The 26,949-nt window shown below is 57.8% G+C and carries 24 protein-coding genes; all 24 read left to right on the top strand.

The features are described 5' to 3' along the window. The first annotated feature begins 1 nt into the window (after position 1). On the top strand, positions 2-481 hold the full coding sequence (locus ACO07T_RS15590; RefSeq protein ID WP_422050155.1) for a hypothetical protein: 480 nt from the start codon (positions 2-4) through the stop codon (positions 479-481). Continuing rightward, complete coding sequence (locus ACO07T_RS15585) at positions 478-759, top strand: hypothetical protein (RefSeq protein ID WP_422050154.1); 282 nt, start codon at positions 478-480, stop codon at positions 757-759. The genes ACO07T_RS15590 and ACO07T_RS15585 overlap by 4 nt, the downstream gene beginning before the upstream one ends. Then, on the top strand, positions 756-1,166 hold the full coding sequence (locus tag ACO07T_RS15580; RefSeq protein ID WP_422050153.1) for a hypothetical protein: 411 nt from the start codon (positions 756-758) through the stop codon (positions 1,164-1,166). The genes ACO07T_RS15585 and ACO07T_RS15580 overlap by 4 nt, the downstream gene beginning before the upstream one ends. Beyond that, positions 1,141-3,201: a hypothetical protein gene (locus ACO07T_RS15575; RefSeq protein WP_422050152.1), complete on the top strand. Its 2,061-nt coding sequence runs from the start codon at positions 1,141-1,143 to the stop codon at positions 3,199-3,201. The genes ACO07T_RS15580 and ACO07T_RS15575 overlap by 26 nt, the downstream gene beginning before the upstream one ends. Before the next feature lie 461 nt (positions 3,202-3,662). Next, a complete protein-coding gene (locus tag ACO07T_RS15570) occupies positions 3,663-4,316 on the top strand; it encodes a hypothetical protein (protein WP_422050151.1) in 654 nt (217 codons plus the stop codon). A 184-nt stretch (positions 4,317-4,500) separates the two neighbouring features. After that, the gene (locus ACO07T_RS15565; RefSeq protein WP_422050150.1) at positions 4,501-6,363 is read left to right on the top strand and encodes a hypothetical protein; all 1,863 of its coding nucleotides are present in this window, start codon (positions 4,501-4,503) and stop codon (positions 6,361-6,363) included. Positions 6,364-6,367: 4 nt separating this feature from the next. Continuing rightward, a complete protein-coding gene (locus ACO07T_RS15560) occupies positions 6,368-6,694 on the top strand; it encodes a hypothetical protein (RefSeq protein ID WP_422050149.1) in 327 nt (108 codons plus the stop codon). 13 nt (positions 6,695-6,707) lie between these two features. Beyond that, a complete protein-coding gene (locus ACO07T_RS15555) occupies positions 6,708-7,232 on the top strand; it encodes a hypothetical protein (RefSeq protein ID WP_422050148.1) in 525 nt (174 codons plus the stop codon). Then, positions 7,223-7,411: a hypothetical protein gene (locus ACO07T_RS15550; RefSeq protein WP_422050147.1), complete on the top strand. Its 189-nt coding sequence runs from the start codon at positions 7,223-7,225 to the stop codon at positions 7,409-7,411. Before ACO07T_RS15555 ends, ACO07T_RS15550 begins: the two co-directional genes overlap by 10 nt. Further along, complete coding sequence (locus tag ACO07T_RS15545; protein ID WP_422050146.1) at positions 7,408-9,057, top strand: portal protein; 1,650 nt, start codon at positions 7,408-7,410, stop codon at positions 9,055-9,057. Before ACO07T_RS15550 ends, ACO07T_RS15545 begins: the two co-directional genes overlap by 4 nt. After that, positions 9,054-9,359: a hypothetical protein gene (locus ACO07T_RS15540; RefSeq protein ID WP_422050145.1), complete on the top strand. Its 306-nt coding sequence runs from the start codon at positions 9,054-9,056 to the stop codon at positions 9,357-9,359. The genes ACO07T_RS15545 and ACO07T_RS15540 overlap by 4 nt, the downstream gene beginning before the upstream one ends. Continuing rightward, the gene (locus ACO07T_RS15535) at positions 9,356-10,366 is read left to right on the top strand and encodes a hypothetical protein (RefSeq protein WP_422050144.1); all 1,011 of its coding nucleotides are present in this window, start codon (positions 9,356-9,358) and stop codon (positions 10,364-10,366) included. Before ACO07T_RS15540 ends, ACO07T_RS15535 begins: the two co-directional genes overlap by 4 nt. 258 nt (positions 10,367-10,624) lie before the next feature. Next, positions 10,625-11,557, top strand: a complete 933-nt coding sequence (locus tag ACO07T_RS15530; protein WP_422050143.1) for a phage capsid protein — start codon at positions 10,625-10,627, stop codon at positions 11,555-11,557. 61 nt (positions 11,558-11,618) lie between these two features. Beyond that, a complete protein-coding gene (locus ACO07T_RS15525; RefSeq protein ID WP_422050142.1) occupies positions 11,619-12,074 on the top strand; it encodes a hypothetical protein in 456 nt (151 codons plus the stop codon). A 104-nt stretch (positions 12,075-12,178) separates the two neighbouring features. Further along, positions 12,179-12,724, top strand: a complete 546-nt coding sequence (locus tag ACO07T_RS15520; protein WP_422050141.1) for a hypothetical protein — start codon at positions 12,179-12,181, stop codon at positions 12,722-12,724. Then, positions 12,721-14,940: a hypothetical protein gene (locus tag ACO07T_RS15515; RefSeq protein ID WP_422050140.1), complete on the top strand. Its 2,220-nt coding sequence runs from the start codon at positions 12,721-12,723 to the stop codon at positions 14,938-14,940. The genes ACO07T_RS15520 and ACO07T_RS15515 overlap by 4 nt, the downstream gene beginning before the upstream one ends. After that, positions 14,940-15,500 (top strand): hypothetical protein, encoded by a 561-nt coding sequence (locus tag ACO07T_RS15510; protein WP_422050139.1) that lies wholly within the window; start codon positions 14,940-14,942, stop codon positions 15,498-15,500. The genes ACO07T_RS15515 and ACO07T_RS15510 overlap by 1 nt, the downstream gene beginning before the upstream one ends. After that, positions 15,497-17,599: a hypothetical protein gene (locus ACO07T_RS15505; RefSeq protein WP_422050138.1), complete on the top strand. Its 2,103-nt coding sequence runs from the start codon at positions 15,497-15,499 to the stop codon at positions 17,597-17,599. Before ACO07T_RS15510 ends, ACO07T_RS15505 begins: the two co-directional genes overlap by 4 nt. Next, positions 17,596-20,388, top strand: a complete 2,793-nt coding sequence (locus tag ACO07T_RS15500; protein ID WP_422050137.1) for a phage tail tip lysozyme — start codon at positions 17,596-17,598, stop codon at positions 20,386-20,388. The genes ACO07T_RS15505 and ACO07T_RS15500 overlap by 4 nt, the downstream gene beginning before the upstream one ends. Then, positions 20,388-22,880, top strand: coding sequence for a hypothetical protein (locus ACO07T_RS15495; protein WP_422050136.1), 2,493 nt, complete (start codon positions 20,388-20,390; stop codon positions 22,878-22,880). The genes ACO07T_RS15500 and ACO07T_RS15495 overlap by 1 nt, the downstream gene beginning before the upstream one ends. Next, positions 22,877-25,165 carry a glycosyl hydrolase family 28-related protein gene (locus ACO07T_RS15490; RefSeq protein WP_422050135.1) on the top strand — a complete coding sequence of 763 codons (2,289 nt, stop codon included), beginning with the start codon at positions 22,877-22,879 and terminating at the stop codon, positions 25,163-25,165. Before ACO07T_RS15495 ends, ACO07T_RS15490 begins: the two co-directional genes overlap by 4 nt. Before the next feature lie 10 nt (positions 25,166-25,175). After that, a complete protein-coding gene (locus tag ACO07T_RS15485) occupies positions 25,176-25,571 on the top strand; it encodes a hypothetical protein (protein WP_422050134.1) in 396 nt (131 codons plus the stop codon). A 2-nt stretch (positions 25,572-25,573) separates the two neighbouring features. Next, positions 25,574-26,239: a peptidoglycan-binding domain-containing protein gene (locus ACO07T_RS15480; protein WP_422050133.1), complete on the top strand. Its 666-nt coding sequence runs from the start codon at positions 25,574-25,576 to the stop codon at positions 26,237-26,239. Further along, positions 26,239-26,493: a hypothetical protein gene (locus ACO07T_RS15475; protein WP_422050132.1), complete on the top strand. Its 255-nt coding sequence runs from the start codon at positions 26,239-26,241 to the stop codon at positions 26,491-26,493. The genes ACO07T_RS15480 and ACO07T_RS15475 overlap by 1 nt, the downstream gene beginning before the upstream one ends. Positions 26,494-26,949 lie beyond the last annotated feature (456 nt).

Below are 26,949 nucleotides of genomic sequence, written 5' to 3'. Positions count from 1 at the left end.
GTTGAACTCACTCAAATCTCGGCCGTTCAAATCTAAAGGAGTACTCGGTGCAGGGAAACCAACCGACATCGAAGAATACTTTGGTTTTTGTGCACCAGCCCGATGTATTCAGGTAGTAGCCGACGTAGTCTCTCAAAAGGCAAGCTGTTTTGTTTTGTTCGATCAGGGGGGGGACGCCCTGGCACCTAGCGTGATAGACCGCAAAGTCTTCAAACATTGCGCTGTGTATGGTTCCTTCTTCCACGGGTACAAACTCATCGGAATGTACATGGTTTGCGGAGCTGACCGCAAACAAAAGCGCTGTGATGAACCATCTCATGGGCAGTTCATACTCCCTAAAATAGTTTTTTTTGCATTCTCTAAAGCTGATCGCAAGCAGTTCGTTCTTCGCTGCCGCAACGGTGGGTTTTGTGGGGTGCAATTGCTGAAGCAAATTGCCAGGAATTTGGAAGCCCCTGAGATGTCGCAGGTGGCGTCATGATCGGTTTTTTCTCCGAAAGCCTCTCTCGCAAGCTCCAAATGGAATGGGGTAGGGATGCCGTCAGCCCGTCATCAATCATGCCGATGAGCTCTTTCATGGGCATGAAGATCATCCGTTCTCCCCATGTGCCAAAGGCCAAAGTGCCAGTGACGCCAAAAACGGGCGACATGCGCGCCATGGTCGATGATCTGATCGATCGCGGCGAGGCCAGCCCGCAGTTCCAGGAACGGGACCAGGTCATTTTCATGGGCCTCGATCTCGGGAGGCCACTGGCATGACCACACCAAAAGACATCGAGCAAAGCGCCGCTATCCAAGCGGTGATCCGCGAGCGCTGGCGGCAGCGTCAGGTCGAAGGCTGGGACGATGCCCACGATGATCAATGGGTAAAAGGCGAGTTGGAAGATGCCGCCGCGTGTTACGCGCAGGAAGTATCTTCAGCCGCCTGGGCAACGGACGGGCGCGGGGATTGCCCGCATGAAGGCTATGGCCCGGAGCAATGGCCCTGGGCGGCCAAGTGGTGGAAGCCCGGCCCAACCCATCGCAGAACGCTGATCAAGGCCTGTGCGCTGCTCATCGCCGCGATCGAGCGGATCGACCGCGCAGAACTTCAATCTGAAACACGCCTCAACACCAACCAAAAACACCATGGGGGCAAGCATGACCGAACCAACAGGCACCGTTGACGACTGGACTGGGCAGCCAGACAAAAGCTTGGTCCCAATGCGCAAAGCGCCAGACCGGCCGATAGACGAACACAACCCACCACCACCAACCGAAGAGGACCTGCGCGAGGCATTGCTTGGCGCAGAGGTGGTGCCATTCACAGGAGAGACTGATGGTAGACACGATGAAACAGCCGACGGACCTGGCGATCAGTCCGGAGCTCATCGCCCGGATGACAGCGCCCAAACAGCTGCACCCAGCGGTGGTTCACGCGGTCCAGCGCGCAAGCGAGGTGAAATCTTTGAAAACTGTCCGGTGGTCCCTTTGGGCAAGCGTGGCAAGTTTTACTATTACCTAGATGAACACGGTCAGCTGCGCGGGGTGGACAACCACACCGCCCAGGTGATCTTGGGCCTTTTCGGCCATCAGATCCCCAAGCTGTGTTACAACTTCCCGCAGTGGGAATTCCGGGACGATCCGAACGATCCGGACGGACCCAAAAAGCGGTTCCGCAAGCCCAACCGCTTTGATCAGACCACTGCATCGATGGAGATGATGAAAGCCGCCTCTGAGTGCGGATTGTTCAATCCTGACAATGCGGTGCGTGGTGTCGGTGCCTGGACGGATGATGAAGAAAACCTGATCTACCATCTGGGCGATCAGGTGCTTTACAAGGGCAAATACATGCCGCCCGGCCGCATCGATGGGCGGATCTATCCTGCTGCTCCTGCCATCCCGCACCCACAGGATCCTAGCACCGCCCCAGATCCCGCTGCAGACATCCTGCGCACCGTTGAGACCTGGAATTGGTCACAGGGGGATTTCCACCCGTTTGTGACGCTGGGGATGATCAGCACTCAGATGCTCTGTGGGGCGTTGGATTGGCGGCCGGTGTTCTGGCTGCTGGCCCCGGCCGGCGCGGGCAAATCAGAGCTGCAGAAGCTCATGAAGCTCTTGCACGGCGATGATGGGCTTGTGCAGTCCACAGACGCGACCAAATCAGGCATCACCAGCCAGCTGGGGCAATCCAGTCTGCCGGTGGCGGTGGATGAACTCGAACCAGGGGATGAGCGCTCCACCAAAGAGCGGGACATCATCGCGCTAGCCCGTGTGGCGGCCTCTGGCGGCCAGTGGTTCCGCGGATCTTCTGATCAGACCGGCGTTGGCGGCAAAGTGTACTCTGCCTTCCTGTTCAGCTCCATTCTTATTCCTGGCGTGATGAAGTCCCAGGACGTGCAGCGCCTGATCAAGTTGGAGCTGAAACCATTGGAGAAAGGCACCGGCAAATTGAACCTGGTGCCAAAGACCTGGCGCGCCCGCGGCGCACGGTTGAAATCCCTGCTGATTGCCCGCTGGCCCACGTGGCAGCAGCGCTTGAACGATTGGCGATACAGCCTTGAAAAGGCTGGTGTAATGGGGCGTGATGCCGACAACTGGGGCACGGTTCTGGCCATGGCTGACATGGCCATGAGCGAAGAGATTGCCAGCGAGGAAGTGCGCGACGGATGGGCCTGCAAAGCGGCCTATCAGGTCAATGCCGATCGGGATGAAACCACCAATGACGCGGATGCCATGCTGTTGCATCTCATGGCCATGCCGTTTGACATCTACCGCCGCGGCGAACTCTTCACCGTGGCGCAGTGGGTCATGGCCGCTGCGGGCCTTGCAGGCGCGCCAGAGGCCCTGCTGGGGGACAACACGCCCCTTGACCGTCTCGATCGCATGAAAGCGGCGAACAGCAAGCTGGCCAAGGCCGGGCTGCGCGTGGTCATCGAGGGTGATCGGCAGGATCTGTTCATTGCCAATTCGCAGATCCATGGCCTGAAGGAGCTGTTTCGCAACTCCGATTGGGCCAATGGGGTCTGGAAACAGTCCGCTGCCCGTGTCCCTGGCGCACGTAACACCCCCAACCCCCTGACATTGGCCGGTATCCGCACGCGCGGCTTTCTGATGCCGCTGAAGTCCATCCCTGGGCTCATGGCGCTGCCGATGGATCGGGACAAAGGCAATGCTCCCACGCTGGGTGATGACATCGAGGACTTCGACAAGGTTTGACGCTATGATGATTTTTGGCCTCATATCGCGCTTGGCAAGCACTTCGCTCTTTCCCCGCACCCCGTTTCATGCCATGATTTTCGCGCGCGAAATGGCTCCCCAGCTGGGTCAGGCCACAACGCCACAACGTTTTCAAATTGCTCCGTTGTGCCCTCCGTTGTGTGTTTTTTCGAAGACATTTCAACGGGTTAACCCCCTCCCACAACGCCACAACGCAAAATCGGCCCCTTACACGTGTGCGTACGCGTACGCGCGCGCGCACGTGAGACACACCCCGTTTTTGCGTTGTGGCGTTGTGCCTTTTTCTTATCTCTTTGAAAAGAAAGAGAAATATAAGAAAATTGGTCACTACAAAACCCACAACGCCTTAAAAATAAGGCTGAAATCCGTTGTGCTTTGCGTAGTGGGTTACCCCTTCAATCTCCCTAAGTGTCTGAAAGATAATAAAAAAGGGGGTTTTTATGTCTAAATCACAGAACCAATGGGAAGATCAAGCCCGTGAAATGGCTGCGCGCATCGATCGACAGATGCAGGCGGGTGAACAGCTGGCGCTTCTACCTGATGAGGTGCCACAGGAGGCTGAGGAGGCGCGCGGCGTCGGCCGGCCCAAGGGTGCCAAGAACAAGACCAGCAGCCAGATGCGTGACTACCTGGCATCGCGTGGCTTCCGCATGCCAGAGGAGGTGCTGGTGGAGATCGCGGGGCTGAGCAGCCGGGACGATGCGATCACGCTGGCCATGAAGCAGGCAGAGCGGATCCTCGCATGGGCCTTTGATGGCGCGCACATCGGCAAGCAGAGCGCGCCAAAGGCCACGTCTGCCATGCGCCTTGAGGTGTTTCGCGCACAATACACGATGATCATGCGCGCCACAGAGGCGTTGATGCCCTACATGGCACCGAAGGCCACGCCTGACGCTGGCCCACAGACGGTGGTGCAGGTCAACGTGCCCAGCCAGCCCGCTGACGCCGCTGCCAGCGCCAAGGATGTGACGCCGCAACCGGCCAAGATTTCCGGTCGGATGATGCCAGCGGACGTGCGCCACAGAATGCAGCAAAATCAAACACTTAACGAAACGCCTGATGCAAATTCGGACGGGGATTTTCGGACGGAATGATTAAGATGCTGAAAACATTGTGCAAATCCTGCCGCACCGTACTGATTGAAAATCAGTCTGTTTCCATGTTGCGCGGCCGTTGTGCGATCGAGCGTCAGACCCCCCGGGGGGGCCTCGCGGCCCGATATCTCTCGCCCCTCGCTCCGACCCCATTCATGATTTCGGCATTGCCGGGAGGTCAAAAATGACCGCGAACCTTGGTTTGGTCAACTGGGGTGGGGGGGATCTGCCTCGTGCCATCCCTGACGGGGGGCGGGGGGGCAATACGTCCGATCACTCGATGAGCGATAAGGATCTGGCAGGTTTGCAAGAGAAATCTGCGAAAGAGGCAATCGAAAGCCTAAGCGGGGATTTCGCAGAAGGCAACCTGCCAATTGACGATGTCGTGACATTCCCCGGTCCGATCTCTGAAGCCTATTACTGGTCTGAGGCGGATGTGGTTGGGATCTGCGGCCCGGTTGGGTCCGGTAAAACCACCACTAAGAACAAGCGGAAGCTGCGCCGGGCGATCATGATGCCGACCAGCACCAAAGACCGTGTTGCCCTGGTGGATGGGGAGTGGATTGAGATCAAGCCGGCAGATGAGGCCGATTGGATCGCGCGCGGCTATCAGACATCGGGGTGGCGGCGCTATAAGGTGATCTATACCCGCCAGACCTATCGCGAGCTGTGGTCGACCACCATTCCAAGCTACCTTGAGACCTTTCCCAAAGACATGGGCAGTTGGTCTGGCGGGCGCGGTGATCCGGTGAAGCATGTGATCTATTTCGAAGATCCGCACGGCCCGATCGAGTTCACAGCCGAATTTATGGCGTTTGGTGATGATCCGATCGCGGCGATGCGCGGTCTGCAGACCACAGATCTGGATCTCAACGAAGCCGACACCATGGTGGTTGAGATCCTGACGGTTGGGATCGGCCGGATTGACCGTTTCCCCGCACGAGAGCACTTTGAGGGGCTGCCAGCAGATCTGCGCAGCTATGGCTGCATCGACTGCGACTTTAACGCGCCCGATGAGGACAATTGGACCCACGGCGTCTTCTACGACGAAGAAAAGCGCAAGGAGACGGCGAAAATGCTGTCTGCCGAGCTGCCAGAAGGCTCCAAGCCGATCGAGGTCGCGTTCTTCAACCAGCCGGGCTTTGGCGAGGAGGGGTGTGAAAACCTTCAGAACCTCGGGCCGACCTATTATCAGCGCCAGATCGCCGCCATGACGCTCGCCGGCCGCGGTGACATGGTCGATCGGCTGGTGTTCAATAAGATCGTTTATCTGAAACAGGGTGATCCTGTTTTTAAGCGCGAATACAACCGCCGCATCCATGTGAGCGCTGAGCCATTGAAAGCGCTGCCTGGCGTGCCGCTGCGCCTTGGGCTTGACCAGGGCTTCAAAGCGGCTGCAGTGGTCGCGCAATGCGGAGCAGATTACCGCTGGCGCATTCTGGGAGAGCTGCATTTTCCGGAAGAGCGCCTGTTGGGGGCGGTGTTTGGCGCGCGCCTGGTTGACTACATCGAGGAGAACTGGCCCGGGTTCCGTGTGGAGGCCGGTTGGGCCGACATGGCGGGCGAGCAGGGGCAGAGTGGGGCCGAAGAGGAGAACGCCAGCTGGAACCGCGCCCTGAAGCGGGCCACAGGCTACACGATCCGGCCCCAGAAGCTGGGCAACAACCGGGTGAACACCCGTTTGGCGGCAACCCGTGCAGCGCTGGAAGCGCCTTTGGTGGCCGGTGCGCCGGGTATTCTGATCGATCCGCGCTGCAAGTTCCTCATTCGAGGCTTTGAGGCCCGCTATGTCTGGGCTGAAGAGGTCAACAAAAACGGCGACAAGTTCAAAACGCCTAATAAGCAGCTGACCGAAGCCAACGTGCATGACGCGCTGCAGTATCTGTTGCTCAGTGAGCATTCTGGCGACGGTGCAAGCCCATATGAGCGCAAGAAATCCCCCGACACTCATCCGGCCCAAATGGGTCACAACGGCGGGCCGTCCATGTCGGGCGGATCAAACGGCCTGCAAACCGATTGGGACGTAACTAACCCCTATGGAGGCTAACAGCATGTCAGACAAAGACACCACATCGACAGACCCACAAACCGACGACAAGGCCGGCCAGGCAAAAGCGCCCGCCAACCCCAAGATCGACCGTGAGCATGTGCTCGATCTCGCGCGCCAGATCTCTGATTTGGAGCGTGGCGCGTCCATGGATCCGCTGATTGAGCGTTTCAAAGTCGATCAAAAACTTGAGCTGAAAGAGACCAAGAAAGACAGCGGTCGTTTTACAGCCAAAATGGCGGGCATCAAAACCAAGCCGGCGCGCAGCCAACGTGAAGCCATGGTGAACTGGTCCAATGCGGCCCGCCGCCAAGCGCGTCAGGCGGCATAAGGAGCATTTCGCAGTGATCGAGTTGCAACCGTACTCTGACCATATGGCCATGCATGTGTTCTCCTCTTTGGATCCGAATGATCACATCGAGGCGGAGCTTGTGCGCGGTGTTTCGACATCGCATCTGGCGATTTTCGCTGACTGGCGGTCCCTGGAAGGGGCGCGGTTGCTTTCTCTCGTCATCACGGATGACAGCAAGTTGCGCACGCCTTTTGCGGTGCTTGGTTTGTCCAACACAGGACAGGCCGGTGTTGCCCAAGCTGCTCTTCTGTCGCGCTCACACGCGCGTTTTAAGCCGCATCTGCGCTATGTCGCCAAGAAAATCCGGCGCGAGCTTCCCACCTTCGCAGAACAGCAGGGGGTTCATCGCATCGAGGCGCGCAGCTGGTCTGACCATCCCACGGCAAACCGTTTCCTGCGGTGCTGCGGGTTCCGTCTGGAGACACAGATGCCCGGTTTTGGCGCATCAGGTGCCTTCACCTTCAATCAATTTGCCTGGATTTCCCCAAATCTCAAAGGAGAAACCAAATGTGTGTAGGTAACACGCCAAAAATCAGCGCCGCCCCTCAGATCTTGGCTGCAAACGACAATCGGGAAGCCACCCAGCAAGCCGACATTGAAGCGCGTATGCGCCGGCGTCGGGCAGGGGCTGCGGCCAATGTGCTGACCAGCGCTGTGGGCATCCCCGCGAAAAGCAAGCTGGGGCAGGCGGCATGAACGCGATGATCCCAATGGAAAAGGATCCGCGCGCGGTGCGTGCGATGGATCGTTGGAACGATCTGAAGTCACGTCGCGCCATTCATGAGCCCGATTGGGATGCGATCGCAAAACTGATCCGTCCGCAACGTGGCGATTTCAGCAGCACCGATCGATCCAACCGAAAGCTTGAAAAACCGCTGAGTTCGGAACCAATCCTGGCATCCAGCAGCTTTGCGGCGGGCATCTATGCGGCGATCACCAATCCAGCCAATCGCTGGTTTGGATTTGGCACGCCCGATGACGAGCTAAATCAGTGGAAGCCGATGGCAGAATGGATTGATGTCGCTGACCGCAAAGTCATGAACTCGTTCAGCCCGTCTGTTTCCTCGTTTTACAGCTCCACCTTCCAGGCGTATCAGGACATCTCCGCCTTTGGTCAGGCGGCGGCATATGATGAGATCGATGTCGGATCGCGTCGTTTCATCGATGTGTCGTTGAGCCTGGCAGAGGTGGTGGTGGACATCGACGCTCATGGCCGGGTGATCGAATGGGTGCGACGGTACCAACTGACCCCGGCGGCGGCGATGCGGGAGTTCCGAAAATCCGGGGATGCCCTGCCGCCCAAGCTCAAGGAACTGGCGGAGAAAGGTGATACTGGGCTGATCACCTTCTATCACCACATTCTGCCAAATGATGATTTGGTGCCTGGTGGGATCGGGCCGCGCGGCATGAAGTACCTGAGCCTGACCGCCTGTGAGGTTGAGGCTTCCCTGGTCCGCGTGAAAGGCAACTATGAGATGCCGTCTTACTATCCGCGCTGGGATGTGGACAGCGGGATGACGTATGCGACGGGGCCCGGCTTCATCGCCTTGCCAAGCGCGCGCAGCAATCAGTTGATGCAGGCCGCGACATTGCGGGCGGCGCAATTTGCGGCGGATCCAACCAAGCTGGCGCCGGATCGGTCCACCATTCCGCTCAATGGCGCGGTGCGGCCGGGTGCTACGGTTTATGGTGCTGTGGATCAGCGCGGCAACCAGCTGCTGCGCAACATGGAAGCCAACACCAGCATCGGTCTGACGCTTGAAGAGAAACGCTCAGTCGTTGAGGCGATCAAAGATGTGTTCCAATATTCGATCATGTCGCTGTCGGGGCGCACAGGCATCACCGATGATGAAAGCCGGATCATGGAAGAGGCTCGGTTGCGCAACTGGGCCCCGAATGCCGATCGGTTGATGGAAGAATACGCGGCCCGCAAAGTTGAGCGACGGTTTCAGATGCTTTGGCGTGCTGGCCAGATCCCCCCGCCGCCCGATGGCGTTCCTGACAATATGCCGCTTCAGGTGCGGTATCAGTCACAGGCGGCCATGGCACTGAAGGCGCGGGAAGGGCTGCAAACCCGCCAGTTCCTTAACGATATGGCACAGCTTTCAGCCCTAGATCCGCGCGCGGGCAAGCGTGTGGATGTCGATGCCGCGGCGGAAGTGCTGCATGATGCAAGCCCATCCTTGCCGGCCAAGATCCTTCGGTCGCGGGAAGAGACCGACGCGCGGGAGCAGGCAGAAGCGCAGCGGATGCAGCAGATGCAGGCCATGCAAATGGCGCAGGCAGGCGCAGGCGCAATCAAAGATATCGCTGATGCGGCACGCGTGGGAGGTGAGGCATGAGCCTGTCACGTGTTGCGGTGTTGCGCGGCATCTTTGCCTGGCGCGGCCGGCGCGATCGAGAGCGCGCGCGTCGGTGGTCCGAAATCGCGCAGCTGCATCCTGATGTGGTGGATGACATCGCCACGCTTGGCGGGGTTTTGCAGGTGCCCCACGAAATTCCACCAGATCCATCAGATCCTCAACCCGTCGATCCGTGCCGATTGGCGTTTGAGGCAGGCCAGCGGGATCTGGCGGTAAAACTGATCTCCCTGATGGGGATCACCAACTATGAACTAGATCAACTTATGGAGGCCTCAGAATGAGCAAGGAAAGATTTGAACGGGCAGCGTTGTTTTGGGGGGCAATGATTTGCTTTGCCCCAAGCGATGAGGGTGGCAGTGGTGGCGGCGCTGGCGCGGATGGCGGCGGTGAAGACACTGCCCCAGGCGCTGGTGGCGCTGATACAATCCCGGCAGCAGGCGGGAATGATGGCGCAGGCGATGGTGCAAAATGGTGGGAAGGCAATGCGTTTTCCGATGAACATCGCACTAATCTGACCGCCCTGGGGCTGACGGTCGATGACCCGTTGCAGGCCATTCCAAAGCTTTTGGATATGGAGCAGAGCGCAAAAAAACGGCTGGGGGCATCACCGGATCAGCTGATCACCAAGCCCAAAGACGGACAATCGGTTGCGGATTGGTTGAAGGAACACGGCGATACTTTCGGCATTCCCAAGGATGCGGAAAGTTATGAGGTCGCACGCCCGGAAAGTTGGCCTAAGGATCGCGCCTGGGATGAGGCATTTGAATCCGAGGCCCGCAAGATTGCCCATGAAGAGGGGGTGCCAGCCTCTGCATTGAACAAGTTCGTTGAGATCTTTGCTGGTAAGATGGCCAAGATGGAGGGTGAAAGCGCGGAGCAGCTGGAGGCTTCTAACACCCAGATGATGGCGGATCTGTCCAAAGACTGGGGACAGCAGATGCCAGCAAAGCTTGCCATGGCGAAACAGGCCATGTCGGCCATTGCCGAAAAAGCAGGATTTGATGAGAGCAATATTCTGAGCGTGGCCAGTGTGCTGACGGAAAAGGCTGGGGGGGATGCCAATGCAATCCGCCTGTTTGCCACCATCGGGGAGATGATGGGCGAAGACAGTCTGGTTGTGACGCCCGGTGGGGCTGGGCTGGGGCAGACGCCAGCAGAAGCGCGCGCGGAATTGCAGCGTCTGAGATCTCCGGGCGGGGATTATTACGAAGCTGCAGCGACAGGTGACACAGCCAAGCTGAAGGAGCTGCAGCCACGCATCGAGGCGCTGACCAAACTCGCGACCTAAAGCCAAGAGAGATCGGAGCCAATTTGCTCCTTTTGGATGCCCTGCAGAGTGATTTGCGGGGCATATTTTGTTTTTCAATTGACTTTGATCCCGAGATGTGGCGTGGATTTATTTGACGGGTGACCCGGCTCCGGGTCCGTCTGATGAGCGACAAGACGCTACGACCAGCCCCCGTAAGGGGTCAGGTGCGGGTCCGGATCTGCCGGGCGACCCCTCCGAAAACTCACATCACAATTTGATTTTTCGAAGGAGGGGAGCATGTCCCTTACTGTGCGTTCTGAGCCGCATCAGCAACTGACCTATGCGGACAACGTGAAAATGGTGGCGCAGCAAAAACGTAGTAAGTTGCGCGATACAGTCACGGTCGCAGAGGCTTCTGGAGAAGCCAAGTCCGTCGCGGATCTTGTCGGTTCTGTAGAGGCCCAGGAGAACACCAGCCGTCAGCGCCGCAACATTGAAAACCCGCCAAGCCTCTCACGCCGCTGGGTGGTCTTTCCAGATGAACTGGAAAGCGGTCAGTATCTCGACAAGGAAGAGAAGCTGCAGAAGGCGATGGACCCCACATCGGTCTATGTGAAGACCCACACGGTCGCGGTTGAACGTGGCATTGGCGACAAGATCCTTGGCGTCAAATACGTGAAGAAAGGCGATTTCGAGCTGCGCGATGGCGGCATTCTGGGTGCAGCTGTTGATGGCAAAACCCCGGGCGCGGCGAAAATTGCGCTGCCTCAGAAATGCTACACGGCCGCAGCAGGATCTGGCTTGATCCTGGATAAGTTGCTGGAAGGCAAAGAGCGTCTGAACGGCGATGATTTTGGCCTGGAAGATGACGATGAGATGCATTGCGCGATCGGCGTCAAGCAGGTCACGAACCTGCTGAACATGGCGCGCGGCAACGATGAAAATCTGAACCTTCTGGAGCAGATGGCGCTAAAGACCGGAACGCCGACCACGCTGCTGGGCATCACCTGGCATGTCACCAACCGTTTGCCGCTGGATGCAAACGGGGATCGTATGTGCCCACTCTGGACCAAGAACAACATCGTCATGGGTGTATGGCAGGACACGCTTGGCCAGATGTGGAACGACACCAGCGCCAAGAACACGCCTTATGCGCACGTTGGTGCCTTTGTGGATGTCGTGCGCGCCGAAGACGACGGCGTCCACGTGTTCCTCTGCGACGAAAGCTGATCGATCGGGCCGGTTCTACCGGCCCTTCAGCATGTTCTCAAAATTCTGAAAGGACTGGAAAATGGCAGTAGTCACTGCAAAGTCAGATCTCTTCCGCGACACCCATGGGGGTGGCTCGCTCATCGATCCCCTGATTTCCAAAGGCCGCATCATCGTGGCCACTGGTATCGCAACCAATGCATCAACCGACGAAAACGGTTCGTCCTATCGTCTGGTTGAGTTGCCATCGGATTGCATCTTGGTCAGCGGCACGTTCTTTGACGTGCAAAACTGGGGCTTTGCCCAGGTCGTGATCGGCACCAAAACCGACACCGATGCGCTGGTGGACCAGGGGCGCACTTCCGAGAACATCGTGACGCCAATCGTTGATGGCGATGCCAATCACAAGCTGCGTCTGTGGGAAACCTTGGGTCTGTCCGAAGATCCAGGCGGAGTGATCGCGCTGTTTGCCCATGCGGAGGCCAATGCCACCGGCGCGGGCAATATGCCGTTCCGCATCCACTACCTCTACAACTGATGGTTTTGGCCCCTGTCGGGGCCGAAACTCAACCTGACTGAGGCGCAATGATCACTCCGGATCCCATCGCAACTTCGACCATCGTCGCGCAGGCGTTTCGCTTTATGGAGCTGTCTGAGATCAGTTCTTTGGCCGATGACAGCCCAAAGGCGCAGGCCGCGGCGGAGCAATATCCGAAAGCGCTTGGTATCTGCCTGAGCAAATATGATTGGTCGTTTGCGCGCCGCTTCGCGAAGTTGCCGCAGATCGCAGAAATCAATGCGGCCCAATCCCCAGATCCGGATCTGCCTTATGCGTACAAGATGCCGGGGGATTGCATAAAACTGCGCCTGGTCCAGCGCGGTGTGAAATGGCGGTTGGACGACAACTATCTATTCAGCGAGCAAGCAACCAACCTGAGCATTCGATACACTCGTCGTGTCGACGATGAAGCCAAGTTGCCTGATCTGTTTCAGACGGCGGTGTCCTACCAACTCGCGGTTATTCTTGCGCCAAAATATGTCGGAGCACGAACCAAGCGAGCGGATCTCAAAAATGATCTCTACGACGCGCTGCAGATGGCGAAAGAGGATGATCGGTATTCCGCTTCTGATGACAGTTGGGACGGCATCGATGAGCCGAATGACTGGGTTGCGGAGGTCTGCCGATGACCCGTGTGCGTCCCAGCCAGCTGGCATTTTCCAGCGGTGAAATCCAACCGCTTCTGCATTCCCGGCCAGACTACCAGCGCTATCAGACCGGGCTGGCCAAATGCATCGGCTTCTTGCCGCTTCAAGAGGGAGGCGTGACTCGTGCGCCAGGCTCGATCTATCGCGGCAACACCCGCAACAATGCCTATGCCCGCAATATTCCATTTCAGTTTTCCGAGGAAGATGCGCTGACCCTTGAGTTCACGGATGGGCGCATGCGTGTTTGGCGCTATGGTGCGTTGGTGCAAAGCGGCGGCAGTCCTTATGAGCTGGTAACGCCATACGCGGAAGCGGCACTGGACAAACTTGATTTTGTACAATCTGCGGATGCGATCTATCTCGTGGATGGCGAGCAACCGATGCAGAAACTGCAGCGCATGGCTCTGAACGATTGGTCGATCGCTCCTGTGGATCTTGCTGACGGGCCGTTTCGCGTCCAGAACCTGGATGAAGCAGTGACCATTCAGTGTTCCGCTTCAGCCGGCACAATCACGCTGACGGGTGTCGGAACTGATTTTGATGCGGATTGGGTGGGCTCGCTGATCCAATTCAAACCCACGGATTTTTCAAATGTCGCGCTTTGGACGGGCAACACCAACATCGGTGTTGGCGAGTATATGCGTTACGGCGACAACATTTACCGACTGGAAGCGGGCAGCAACACTGGGGTCAATCCGCCAGTTCATACATCCGGAACGCGGCTTGTCCAAAAAGATCCTGCGGTTCGCTGGGCTTGGGTGTCTGACACGGTTGGTATCGTGAAAATCACAGCGGTTGCAAATGCCATATCTGCAACCGCTGAGGTGTTGCGCGAGATCCCCAAGCCCTGCGTTGACGATCCGACATACCGATGGTCTGAAGGGGCTTGGTCAAAGCGCTGGGGGTATCCAAGTGCGATTGTCAGTGCGGAGCAGCGCTTGTTTGCCGGGTTCACTGCGAGCGAGCCGCGCACGATTTGGGCTTCTGTGATTGGTGCCTTGGAGAGCTTCTTGCCAGGTGATCTGCCGGATGATGCTTTCGCCTACACGATTTCAGGCTCTGAAACCCTCAATCGCGGCAACTGGCTGACCCATGCCAAAAAGGGCGTCTATATTGGCGCGTTGGGTGAGGTGTTCCGCGGTTTTTCTGCGTCGGCAGGGCAAGCGATTGGTCCCACAACGTTTGATACAGACCTGGAAGGCACCAACGGCTGCACCGCCGCGCGCCCGATCAAGCCATTTGGTTATCCGATTTACATCACGAAAGATGGCGCGCGTGTTGAGGAGCTGCGGTTTAGTTTTGAAGTGGATGGCGGAAAGCCTTTGCAGTTGTCCCTGCCGTCCAAGCATCTTGGCAATTCCGGTTTCAAGCAAATCGTGTGGCAGTCGTCCCCTCAGGGTTATGGCTGGTTGCGCCGCGGAGCGGGTGATCTCGTGGTGTTTTTGTATGACCCGGAAGAGGATGTGCTGGGCTGGGCGCCTGTGCCTGTCGCGGGTGGCCATGTTGAAGATCTGACGGTGACCACAGACGCAACCAATGGCTATGACATTGTCACCATGGTTGTGCGGCGCGTCATCAATGGGCAGACCGTTCGCCTGGTTGAGGAGCAAGCCTTGATCTGGGGCGTTATCGCCCAAGAGGAGCCGATTTATAAGGCGGTTCACCTGTTTGCCGCCTCTGTGTTTGATCAGCCAGGTGGCGCGAGCGAATTTGATGTGCCCCATCTCATCGGTCAAACCGTCTATGTCTGGACCAATCAGGGCGAGTATGGCCCGATCGTTGTGCCGGCTTCTGGCCGTGTCACGCTGCCTGAGACCGTTACACATGCTGTTGTCGGTCTGCTTGATGAGACCCATAAGATCCGCACTCTGAATGTGTCGGCGCAGGCTCCGGACGGCAGCCCAATTGGCCGCGAACAACGTCTTAACCCGGGCGCAGGGATCTATGTGCATCGCACGGCGGCAGGAAAGATCCGGACCGTGACCCGTGATGTGGAAGAGGGTGAGGTGATTGGTGAAGCGGCCAACATCATTCCCCGCGGCGTGGCAGCAGATCTGATCAATGCCTACTCCGGCGTTCTGAAGACCGATGTGGAAAGCGGCCATGCGTCAGAAGTTTTCTATGAAATGTTTCCCACCGGCGGGGCTCCTATGACCATCGGCGGCCTTGTTCCTGATGTCAGCGAGGTAGGTGCCTGATGTGTGAATTGGTAACCGGATTGACTGCGTTGCTGGCAGGCACAGGCGCAACGACAGCTGCCGGCGCAGGGGCTGCCGCAGCAACGACTGCAGCAGCGGGTGCCGCTTCGGGGGCTTTGGCTACGCTTCAGACCATCGGTACAACACTCGCGATTGGCGGCAGCGTTCTGCAGGGTGTGTCTGCTTACCAGACCAGCAAGGCCAATGCAGCGTTGATCGAGCAGCAGGCTGGCACAGAAAAGCAGGTGTTTGCCATCCAGGAAGCGCGGGAGCGTCAGGAGTTTCTGGCAGGCATTGCGCAGCAGCGCAGTGAAATCGCCGCGCGCGGGTTGTCTCTGGACAGCGCCACAGCTGTCTATCTCGGGCAGAGCGCCGCCCAGGAGTTGGCGTTTAATTCACAATCCGTGCGCTCCACCGGACAATCGCGACAAACCGAATTGTCCGCCAGCCAGGCAAATGCTCAAGCGCGTGGCCGATTGGGTTTGTTGCGTGGATCGTTGTCAGCCGCCGGGTCGTTTCTGAGTAGCCGCGAAGATCAATGGAAGGAGCTGTTGGCATGACCCTGACGGTTCCCAAATCCCGACGTGGCGCGGGGCAGGTCGCGGCTCCCCGCCTGGAAAATGTTTCAGCGGGTGCAGATATTGCACAATTTGGTCGCGCTCTGACTGGTATCGGCCAGCGGGTTGAAGCCGATATTTTGGGGCGTGAGCGCCAGCGGCTGAACGTGGACATGATGAAAGATCTGAATGATCTGCGTCTGGAAGTGTCCCAAATTGGCGATCCGGATCAGGCCGAAGCAATTTGGGCCAGCCGCTCCGGCGAGCTGCGCAAGTCCTATTTCGAAGGCACCAATGAGGATGGATCGCCCCGCGTGAGTGCGCAGAATGCCGAGGCTTTGAGGCTCACATTTGATGAGTTGAGCAATCGGCATGCATTTGCGGTCGGCCGTCAGGTGATCCAGGGACGTCACGCCCAGCACCGCGCCAACCTGATGCAGTTTGAGCATGAGGCGGTACGGCAGGCAGAGTTTGCAGATCCGCAGATGCGATCGACCTTTATCGGTCAATACGCCGAGCTTGTGCAAAGTCAGGTGGAGAGTGGCGTCTTTGATGCAGCAGTAGGCCAGCAAATGGTGGCTGATTTTGCCGGATCTTGGGACAAGGCCTATTCGATTTCACTTGTGGACACAGATCCACAGGCGTTTTTGGACATGTCCAGCGCCGGCACACTATCGGGGCTTGATGGTGAGCTGCAGTCACGGTTGCGCGTGCAGGCACGCTCCAACATCGATCGGGCCGCTGCCGCCAATGATCGCGCCGCTGAGGCCGCACGCAAAACTGCCGAGAAAGCGACGGCTGATCGATTGACGGACATTCGGGATGTTCTCAGCGCCGGCATGACGTCAAATGATCTGGCTTATCTGGAAACAGATGAAGCCAAAAATAGCCCGGATTATGCGCGGACGATGGCGACTGTCTCTCTGGCGCAAGAGCAACCGACACTGGCCCAGATGGCACCCGCGCAGATTGACGCGCTGATTGCGGCGGAGAAGTCCCGGCCGGTCCAGAAAAAGTATCAGACAGAACGCTTGGGGGAGCTTGAGCGGATCAAGGGGGAAGTCTCCCGTGGCTATGAGCAAGATCCGGTGGCTTATGCAGCGCGTGCCGGGCTTTATGTGCCCGAGCTGCCCGATTTTGACCCATCTGATCTGGTGGCATTCGCGCGTGGCCTCCAGGGGCGCGTTCAGATGGCTGAAGAGATGGAAGAGCTTGGCTATGTCAAAGAGGGCCGGTTCTTCTCAGACGCCGAGCAGGATGCTCTTAGTGAGGTGATCGACAGCGCGCGTGATCCCGGTGATCGGCTTGCGCTGGCAAAATCGCTGGCCCTTGCGTTTGGCTCGGGAACCGGAGCCAATGTTGGACAGGTTTCTGATGACCCGCTGTTCTCGTGGACAGCAAACCTGATTTCCCAGGGCGCGCCTGAAGCCACGGCCATGGCCATTCTGTCGGGGCAGACGAAGATTGACCAAAAATCGGTGGTTGTACCGGGGCGCAAAGATGCCGCGGTACTATTCCATGAAGAGACCAATGGTGCATTTGCAGATCTCCCCGGTTTGACAGATCAAATCCTAGGATCCGCCATTGCGCTTTATGCGCAGGAAAACCCTGCCGATGACGCTGGTGAGATCGACGATGATAAATTCAACAGTGCTATTCAGCGCGCGCTTGGCGGGTCTGATGGCGTTGGCGGTTTGATTGAAATCTCTTCGATGGGCGATGACCATCATATCCCGTTGCCGGCACGCTTGCAGCATGAGGTTCTTGAAGACACGCTGGATCGCGTCGGTTCTGCATTGCGCCGGAATTGGGATCCTCGACAGCCCCGGGGTCAGCGTTTACTTGCGCCGGATTTAAGCGGTTTGCAGGGAGCGTCTCTGAGTGGGTTGGCTCCTGATTTGGGAGATGTTGAGAGCGAGAATTTTGCACCCTCAGACGTGTGGCGCGATTTGCAGATTGCACCACTTTGGCCCGATGGGCAGCCCAGCGATCGTTATGTGCTGTATCGCATGCGAAACGGCCAGCCGATCTTTGTCAAAGATACCGAAGGCAAAACCTTCACCATGAGCCTGAACCGATTGGTTGAGGAGATGGCCGAATGAACGTGTTGCGCGAAGTCCCAGAAAACCCTGATGGCGTTGAGGTCTACACCGACAGCCCGGGAATAGGTGAAACGCTTGGTGCCGCCTGGACGGCCGAGACGGTGCGCACCGATGCATGGTTTTATGAAAGCCGTGTGCGCGATGACTATCAAATGGAGTTGATCAATCGTTTGCCCGAAGAGAGCATGGCGCGCGCTATGAAGTTTCGCGGGGCGCATGCCGATCAGCCGGATGGTTTGAATGATCTGATCATTTCTGAGGTTGCGAAGCTGCGCGCGGCTGGCAGCCCGGATTTTGAAGACTTTCCGAACACACCCGAAGAATTCCAGCTGGAGATCGATCGTCGACGCAAGGCCACGCTCGATGAGGCGGAGCACGTCCTGGAAATTGATGGCTCCGGCATCTCGGGTTTTGTGGGGCAGGGCGCGCGCGCCATGACCGATCCAACCAGCCTATTGATGATGCCGTTGGGCGGTGGTGCCAGTTCTTTGGGGCGCATCATTTTGTCTGAGGCAGTGTTGGGCGCGGCGGGGGAAGCGGCCATTTTGCCCCGCGAATTTGAAGTTGCTGAAGATCTGGATTTGGAAGATCCGAATGTGCTGGCACGTCTGGCTACGGGCGCGGCTTTCGGTGGTGCCGTCACCACTGTTGTTGCCGGTGTTCCGCGCCTGCTGTCTTATGGAAAATCGCGCCGAGCTGCCACGCAGGAAAATCAGACAGAGGGTGCCGCCGCTGCCGATTTTGGTGCAGATGTCGACGCAGAATATCAGCGTATGAACGGGGCGACCAATGGCGCGACGGGCGGTGAAAACACCGGACCGCGCGGACCGCTGCGTATGCAGGACTTCGATTTTTCGTCATCTGGCAACGCTTCCCCCGGCAACAACCGCATGGGCTATGTTTTTGGCCAGCTTCTTTCCCGCGGTATGACGCCGATCGAGGCGACAGGTTTTGTGGCCAATTTCATGGTTGAGGCCGGAGTGGGCCTCAATCCGCGCGCAGTGGGTGACAACGGCAATGCCTTTGGGATTGCGCAGTGGAATGGCCCGCGTCGGCGCGCCTACATCGAGTTTGCCCGCAAGGCAGGCAAAGATATCGGTGATCTCGATACCCAGATCGATTTTCTGTTTCATGAGCTGGACACCTCAGAGGCCGGCGCATGGGCCCGCATTCAGCAAGCCACCACCGCTGAAGAGGCGGCACGCCTGGTGTCTCAACATTTTGAGCGCCCGGGCGTGCCGCATTTGTCTCGTCGGATCGGCCATGCGCGATCGATCTTTGAGCAGTACCAGGGCGGGGATGTTCCTAAGTGGAGCGGGGCGGTTTCCGCAGATTATGACGGCGGCACCAATTATGCGGGATATACGTCACGGGGCTACACGGGCACGGGGCAAGTTGTTGCCGGAGAAGATTTTCGGGTTGATGTTGAATACCAGGTTGTCGACCTTGATCAGTTGCAGCAGGCAAGCGGAGACCTGCAGCCACGTGATCGCGGGCGGACGGCATCGGATGCCTGGGTGGCCGATACCGCTGCGCGTCTCGATCCGGCGCTTCTGGTGAATAGCCCCACTGCAGACCGTGGTGCGCCGCTTGTTGGCCCTGATAACATCATTGAAAGTGGCAATGGTCGCGTCAGAGCCATTGAGCGCGCCTATGAGCGCCATCCGGATCGCGCGGAGGCCTACCGTCGCCAAATTGCCCTACTGACCGGCTCTGAGCCGTCTGAGGCGATCCAGCGTCCTGTTTTGATCGCACGTCGCAAAACGGATCTCGATGCCGACGCGCGGCGACAGCTGGTGGTAGATGCGCAAGACAGCGGCGTGGCACGTATGAATGCGTCCGAGCGCGCACTTGTTGGTCAGCGGGCGTTGTCCTCGGAGCTTCTGTCAAAGTATCGCCCTGGTCACAAACTGAGCTCCGCGGAAAACCGGGATTTTGCGCGCGGTTTTTCTGGCGCGTTTCCGCGTTCAGAGCGCAATGCGTTCATTGATACCGAAGGCGCACTGTCAACCGATGGTGTGCGCCAGCTGAAGGATGCGCTTTTTGCCCGTGCCTATGATGCGCCAGACATTCTTGCGCGCTATGTGGAAACTGAGGCAGGCGAGCTGCGCAGCCTCATGGATGCTCTGGCTGATGCCGCACCGGAAATCGCCTTGCTGCGTGCTGAGATCGATGCCGGCAACATTCGTCCGGAAATGGACATTGTGGATGAGATCCTGGGCGCGGTGCGCCTGATCACCACGGCTCGCGATCTGGCGGCGCGTGAGGGCGGTACGGCCGCGACGGTACTTGCAGAAATGCTTGATGAGGTTTCGCTGTTTGGCGATGTGGTTGATCCCATCACCAAGGCCCTGGTGAACAAGTTCTTTGTGAACGGCCGCCAGATCTCTGCGCGCAAGATCACGGCCTTTCTGCGCGACTATGCCGAAGAGGCCCGCAAGGCTGGCAAGAGCAACGATGTGCTGGGGGATGCACCTGGCCCCGTCGATGTGTTGAAAGCGATCGATCCAAAGACATTTGGCGCTCTTGAGGCGGGAACCGTTTCAGCGCCGGCGGCGACGGTGCCTCAGATCGACGGGCGCGCGCTGCCAGATGATGCCTTTGATGACGGAGCTCCTGCGCCGGCACAATCTGCGCTGACAGATCTGTTTGACACCGAGGATCTGGATCTGACCGTGACAGGCGATGACGGCACAGAGATGCGCATCAAGGATTTTCTGGATGATCTGGCGGATGATGAAACGGCCACAGCCGTCGTCGATGCTTGTACTTTGGGAGGGCGGGCATAATGGCCAATCTGCATGACTGCATTCAGCGCGCGATCGACGCCAAAGAGCTCGACACGACGCGTGGCCAGGAAATTCAATCTCAATTCAGTCAGCTGGTGGAGCGGTATAACCAGGCAATGCCGCGACACCAAGCTGAAGCGACAGCTGCAGAGCACCTGAAAGAGGCGTCTCGTGCTCAGCAGCTGTCGCGTCAGCATAAAGTTCTGTCACAGCTTCAGACCATGGTGCGCCTGAAGCATCTCGTTGACAAAGCCGATGATCCGGCCATCGCCCTGCGCAATCTGGTGGAGCACTCCGAAGGGAGCGGTTTTGAAGGCGAGGGCATTCAGGCCTTGTCAGCCGCGTTGATCAAGTCCGTCAATTCCGGTCTGAATGAGGTTCTGCGCGAAACCGGCCGGAATGTTTTTGGCAACAGCCGCAATTCGGTGATGTTGATGGACATCATTCGCGAGCTGCATCTTGAGGACACCGGCAACGCCAAGGCCAAAGCCATGGCAGAGGCTGTGCGCCACCAACAGCGCCGCATGCGTCAGATGTTCAATGCGCACGGTGGCGATATTGGCGAGCTGGCGGATTTTGGCGTTGCACACTCTCATGATGCCGCGCAGCTGCGCCGCACCGGATTTGAAAGATGGGCGCAGGACATTGCGCTCAATCTGGATTGGCATCGCATGGTGGATCTGACCACCGGAAAACCGTTTGCGGCCAAAGGGGCGCAGCCCGATCCAGAGGCGGCGCAGCGGTTCCTGAAGGATGTCTATGACGGCATTGTCACCAAGGGCTGGGACGATCGCGATCCTTCAATGTCGATTGGCGGCCGGGCCATGTACAACCGCCACGCAGAGGCCCGCGTTTTGCATTTCCGCGATGGATCGGCCTGGCTTGAGTACAACAAGGCCTATGGCACTGCTGATCCGTTTTCGGCTATGATCGGTGGCCTACATGCCCGCGCCCGCGAAATTGCCCAAATGCGTGTGTTGGGGCCAAACCCGCGTATGGGGCTGGAATACGCGACACAGGTGGCACAGAAGAAAGCGGCGCTGTCAGGGGATCAAAAGCTGATCGATCGGGTCGATCGGGGCGGAAAGCTTGCCAAAACCATGCTGGCGCATGTGGATGGATCTGCCAATCAAGCCTATCACGAAGGTTGGGCGCGGTTCTTTTCCAGCACTCGGAAGGTGCTGACGTCGATACAGCTTGGATCTGCGGCGCTCTCATCGGTGACGGATATTGCCACGATTTCTGTGGCTAGCAAGGCAATCGGGCTGAACCCTACCAATGTTCTAAGCCAGTCGATGCGGTTGATGACCAGCCAGGCAACGCGCGAAACCGCCGCGCGCATGGGCTATGTCGCTGACACGTTGGCCGATGCGGGGAGCACGGCGGCGCGCTTTACCGGCGACGTGATCGCGGGCGAGTTTACCGAACGTCTGTCTGGCTTCACTATGCGCGCCTCTGGCTTGAGCTATTGGACAGATATGAACCGCCTGGCGTTCCAAATGGAATTTGCCGGGTTCCTGGCAGAAAACGCGCCGCGCGCCTTTGATCAGATCGATGCGCCGCTGCGCCAGATGTTTGAGGCGCGGGGCATCACCGCACAGGATTGGGATCTTCTGCGCGATCCCTCCACGCAGTTTCGCGCCAAAAATGGCGCAAATTTCATTTCGCCTTTCCATTGGCTGGAGCATCAAACGGTGCTGCAACGCACAGAGGCCGAAGGGCTGTCCATGCGTTTGCAAATGCTGATCGAAGAGCAGATCGAGTTGGCGATCCCTAGCGCATCGATAGAGGGCCGAGCGCGTTTGATTGGAAACTCTGAAGCGGGAACGATCTTTGGGGAACTTCTGCGATCTGGCTCTATGTACAAGAGTTTTGCCATGTCCATGACCTTGGGGCAGATCCGCCGTTTCAACGATCAGCCAGCGGTCATGGCAAAGATGAAATATGGTGCTTCGATCATCGCTGGGCTCACGTTAACTGGGGCGGTTGCGATCCAGCTTAAGGAGATCGCCAAAGGCAATGATCCACGCCCCATGACGGATAAAAAATTCTGGGCTGCCGCTGGATTTCAGGGCGGCGGTTTAGGCATTTTTGGCGATTTCATTTCCTCTGAAACTAGCCGCGCCGGTGGCGGGTGGGCAGAAACACTTGCGGGACCGGTTGTTGGGCTGGGATCTGATGTGGCCAAGATTGCATTTTCGAACGCTGCTCGCGCTGTTAATGGCGAAAAAACTTATCTTGGCCGCGATATCGCGAATTTCGCCCGTTACAACACGCCAGTGGCCTCAAGCTTTTGGCCCACGCGCGTGGCTTTCGACCGCATGATAGCCGATCAGCTGCAGCGTTTCCTCGATCCCGAGGCTGAAGCCCAGTGGCGGCGTCAGATGCGCAAGCGCGAAAAAGACTATGGAACATCTGCCTGGTGGAAGAAGGGAGACACGACGCCTCATCGTGCTCCTGATTTGACGAATGTCTTCGGAGGCAATCAATGACAATCGAACCTTTTACGCCACTTGATGCGTTCACCGTGGCGGGCATTGGCCCTTATGAGATTGGTCATCCTTACCGCCGCAGCGCTGAGTTTGTTGTGACCGCATTTGAGGCCGGCACCTTCTTCATTCTGGGGAATGAAGATTGGAATATTTCGCCGGAACAAAGCACCACCACCGGGGATCTGACATTGACGGTTGCCGCGGCTGCGGAACATGACGGCCGGGATCTGTTTATAGTGCGCCGCACTGCTGTGGAGCAGGGCTGGGTTGGATTGCAGGGCAATCGGGAAAAGGGCCTTGAAACCCAGTTGGATCACATCGCAATGGCGTTGCAAGATCTGGGCGCGCTGGCGTCCAGAAGCCTGACGCGCGTTGGTGCCGGCACGGGTATTCCTGTGGAGCTGTTAGAGGGCCGATTGCTGATTGCTGGGGCAGGTGGTGACAGTATCCAGGTGGGGCCAACGGCCGATGCCATTGAGGATGCGCAGGCGAATGCTGACCGTGCGCAGCAGATGGCGGATCGCGTGGCAGCACTTTCTGAGATCACCTATCTGAACCTCTATGCGCTTCGTGTGTCAAATGACAGCTACAACGATGACACGATTGTTCGCACGCTTGAGGAGGGCTTTGCCTATCGCGCTGTGGCATCGGGAGGTCATATCACAAACGCGGAGGGTCAGGCTTTCGAGGTGCTGCCGTTCCGATCTGGGGCATATAACCTGAAAGCCTTCGGGGCCGTGGGTGATGGTGTTGCTGACGATACCGCCCCCACACAGGCCGCGATCAACGCCTGCGCTAACGATGAATATGTCTTGGTGCCTCGTGGTCTGTACCAGCTGACAGCGCCTGTTGCTATGAAATCCCGCGTCAGCATGGAATGCGGCGGCAAGTGGTCAGCAGGGTTCTTTGGCGATTTCAATGGTCCGCTGTTTTACTCCACAACGCAAATGTGGCGCAACGCTTTCCGCAACATTCAGTTTCGCAACAATCACGATGGTCCGTTGGTCGCCTGCCTATCTTACACAGGCTATCAGTCGATGGTGCAGGAGTGCCGATTTGAGTGCAATCACGGAAAAGCCGTTGCGCTGAACGGCCAAGGGTATTCAGTCGAAAACAAGATCCGAGACTGCTATTTCTACGGCTGTCGGTATGGGATTTATGCCGTAACAGGCACGCACGCTAACACAGATGCATGGGTGATCGACAACTACTTCTATGGCAATGGTCGCCAAGTAAATGCGATCTATTGGGAAACGCCGAGCGGCGGTGTGTTCCGAGGCAATCACCCATACGGCGGCACACTCAATGGTCACTATTTTGAGTTTGTGGCGGGCCTGAATGTTTCGGTTTTGGACAACTACTTCGAGGACGACACAGAGCCACGCATCAAGATCCAGCTTGGCAATCCCAGCTCATACATCATCGGTGGCAACAAATTCTGGCAAGGCGATGGCTCTGGCACCGATGCCAATGGCAATAAGCAATCGTTGATCGAGCTGGAATGCGCTCCGGGTGTTCCGCAGGTCGTTGGGCTTAATGGCAACATCTTTGAAGCCGGTGAGAACAGTGTCGATATTCTGCGCACCAATATCGATGTCGGCAATGAAGCCTTCAAGACCGTCGATATCAACCTGTCAGGCAACGTCTACAACGGCAGCTACAATCTGGGGACAAATACCCAGCGTGTTGTCGAGACTGATTGGCTGGGCCTAGCCAAGGCACACACAGATCAGAACCCGCTGATTGGTGTGAGCAGCCCAATCGAGCGCTATACCTTTGATGGGGCGGGCACTGGAACGCCGGGGTTGCCGAACAATACGATCCTTGAGGGTAAGAGCTTCAAGCTTCGCAACGAGGGGCGCGCGCTTCTCACTTTGTCCACTGCCCGCGTGGTCAAAGGCTCCAAGAAAATCCCACCATTCTCCGAATTTCAGATTTCAATGATCGACGGGGAGTACTTTGTGCTGGGGGCTCCAACCCCTTTGCCGCCCACGGAGCTTTCGGTTTCAGCCGGGAGTGTCGACGTCAGTCGCAGCTACCATACGCTTGATACTGAGGCAAATGCCGCCACCGATGATCTGTTCTCGATGACCGGCGGCCACGATGGCATGCGCGTTCTGCTAAGGGCTGCTGACAATGCTCGAACAGTGACGTTGAAAGACGGCGGTGGCAACCTTCGCCTCAACGGTGATTTTGCGCTCGATACAGTGGTTGATGCGATTGAGCTCATCTACGACGCCTCACTTTCACTGTGGGTCGAAATTTCCAGAAGTAACAACGCATAGGGGGCTGATGATGCCGATGACCGTGGCTAAGTCTGCCGCAAATGAAATCGCCAAGGATTGGCTTACGATGGCTTTCGCCGGCCTGGGGATTTCCACTGCACCGCATCAATTTTTCGGTGGTCTGTTTTTGTCGTGCGCCGTGGCGAGCCTGATTGCGCGCCGCCGAAATGATCCACGAAAACTGTGGTCTGTGATCGCCACGGCGGCCATCGCAGCAACAATCGCAGCCATCTATGGCGCGGGCAATGACAGCGCGATGTTCCCGCCGCAGATCGCAATGACCATCGCAGGCACCGCGTCCGGTGTGATCGTCAACATCATCGTCAAGATTTTGGATCGCGGCGATGAGCGCGCGGGAGAACTCGCAGACCGGTTCATCGACAGTAAATTTCCCAAAGGAGACTGACCATGAAGCTCTCGATCAGAAGCATTCAAGCGCGGCTGGCAGCTCTGGGGTTTCATCCGGGCCCTATCGACGGATTGGATGGGCGGCGCACACAGGCGGCGCTTAGAGAGGCCATGGAGCGCTATGCGGTCGATCACGTGACGGGCCTGTTCCATCCCTCTGGGCTACATCGCATTCACTGGCATTGGACAGCCGGAGCTTATGGTGTGATTGCAGTGGAGCATCGTGCCTATAATCGGCTGATCCTGCAGGATGGCAGTGCGGCTGACGGTCTGTTCCCGATTGAGGCACAGGCAGCCTATGCACCCGGAAAGTCGGCATCGCACACCAAGAACGCCAACAGCGGCGCGATTGGCTTGGCCGTTGATGCTATGGCGGGTGCAAAGGAGCGTCCGTTTGATCCGGGCAGCGCGCCTTTGACATGGGATCAGGTGCATGGCTTGGTGCGCGAGACGGCGGATCTGTGCGAGCAATTCTGGATCCCCGTTTCCCGCGCTTCCACGCTGTCCCATTCCGAGATCCAGCCGACCCTTGGTATTCGCCAGCGTTTCAAATGGGACATTAATTGGCTGCCAGACATGGACCGCCCGGGTGATCCCATTGAAGTTGGTGATCGCCTGCGCGCCATGGTGACCGAGGAGCTGAGCGAGCAGGGGGAGGTGGCCTGATGCTCAAATATGGTCTTATCGGTTCTCTCTGCGCGCTCACCGCGTCACTGGGCTGGGGCGTTTATCAGACGCGCGCCCTGTCAAAGCTGGAGGCGGAAAATGTGGCTCTGGCCGCGCAGGTCAAAACGCTTTCCGCCCGAACCCAAAACATCAAGGAGGACAATCAAAGTGATGCAGAAGTTGATGCTATGCCTGATCTCATCGATGTGCCTGATCGCTGGCTCATGCAGCCCGGAGCCGACACCTATCGTTGAGGCCCCGCTGTTCTGCGACATCGAGGAGCCGCGGCGTTTTAGCCAGGAAGAGATCACTTGGCGCGCAGCCAATGCGCCTTGGAACCTAAAGCGAGACTACAAGACAAACCTGTCTTGGGAGCGTGAATGTGTAGAGGAAGAAGCCAATGCCAGTAATTGATCCTGTTCCGGTTGACGGTTGGAGCGATCCTGTGACCCTAACCCAAAGCGAGGCTTGGTTTTGTGCGGAGGGCACGGTGCGTGTCACGGCCGATGCCAATCCAGACGAAAATGACGGCGCTTTATTGCGGGCAGGGCAAGCTTGGCCATTCCCGTCGGGGTCTCAGGTGCGCTGTCGGGCCCTAACAGACGGTGCGCGAATTGCGCGTGAGCCTGTCGCATGAAGAAGAGCATGACGCCTTTCCTTCCCTATCAGTTGATGGCTCGTATCTCTGGCGTCTTCGGTCGATTGGGGCC

This window comes from Shimia sp. (assembly GCF_965227725.1).
Taxonomy (GTDB): Bacteria; Pseudomonadota; Alphaproteobacteria; order Rhodobacterales; family Rhodobacteraceae; genus Shimia.
Note: the sequence above shows the minus strand (reverse complement) of the source record. Positions and strands in the feature narration are given on the sequence as shown.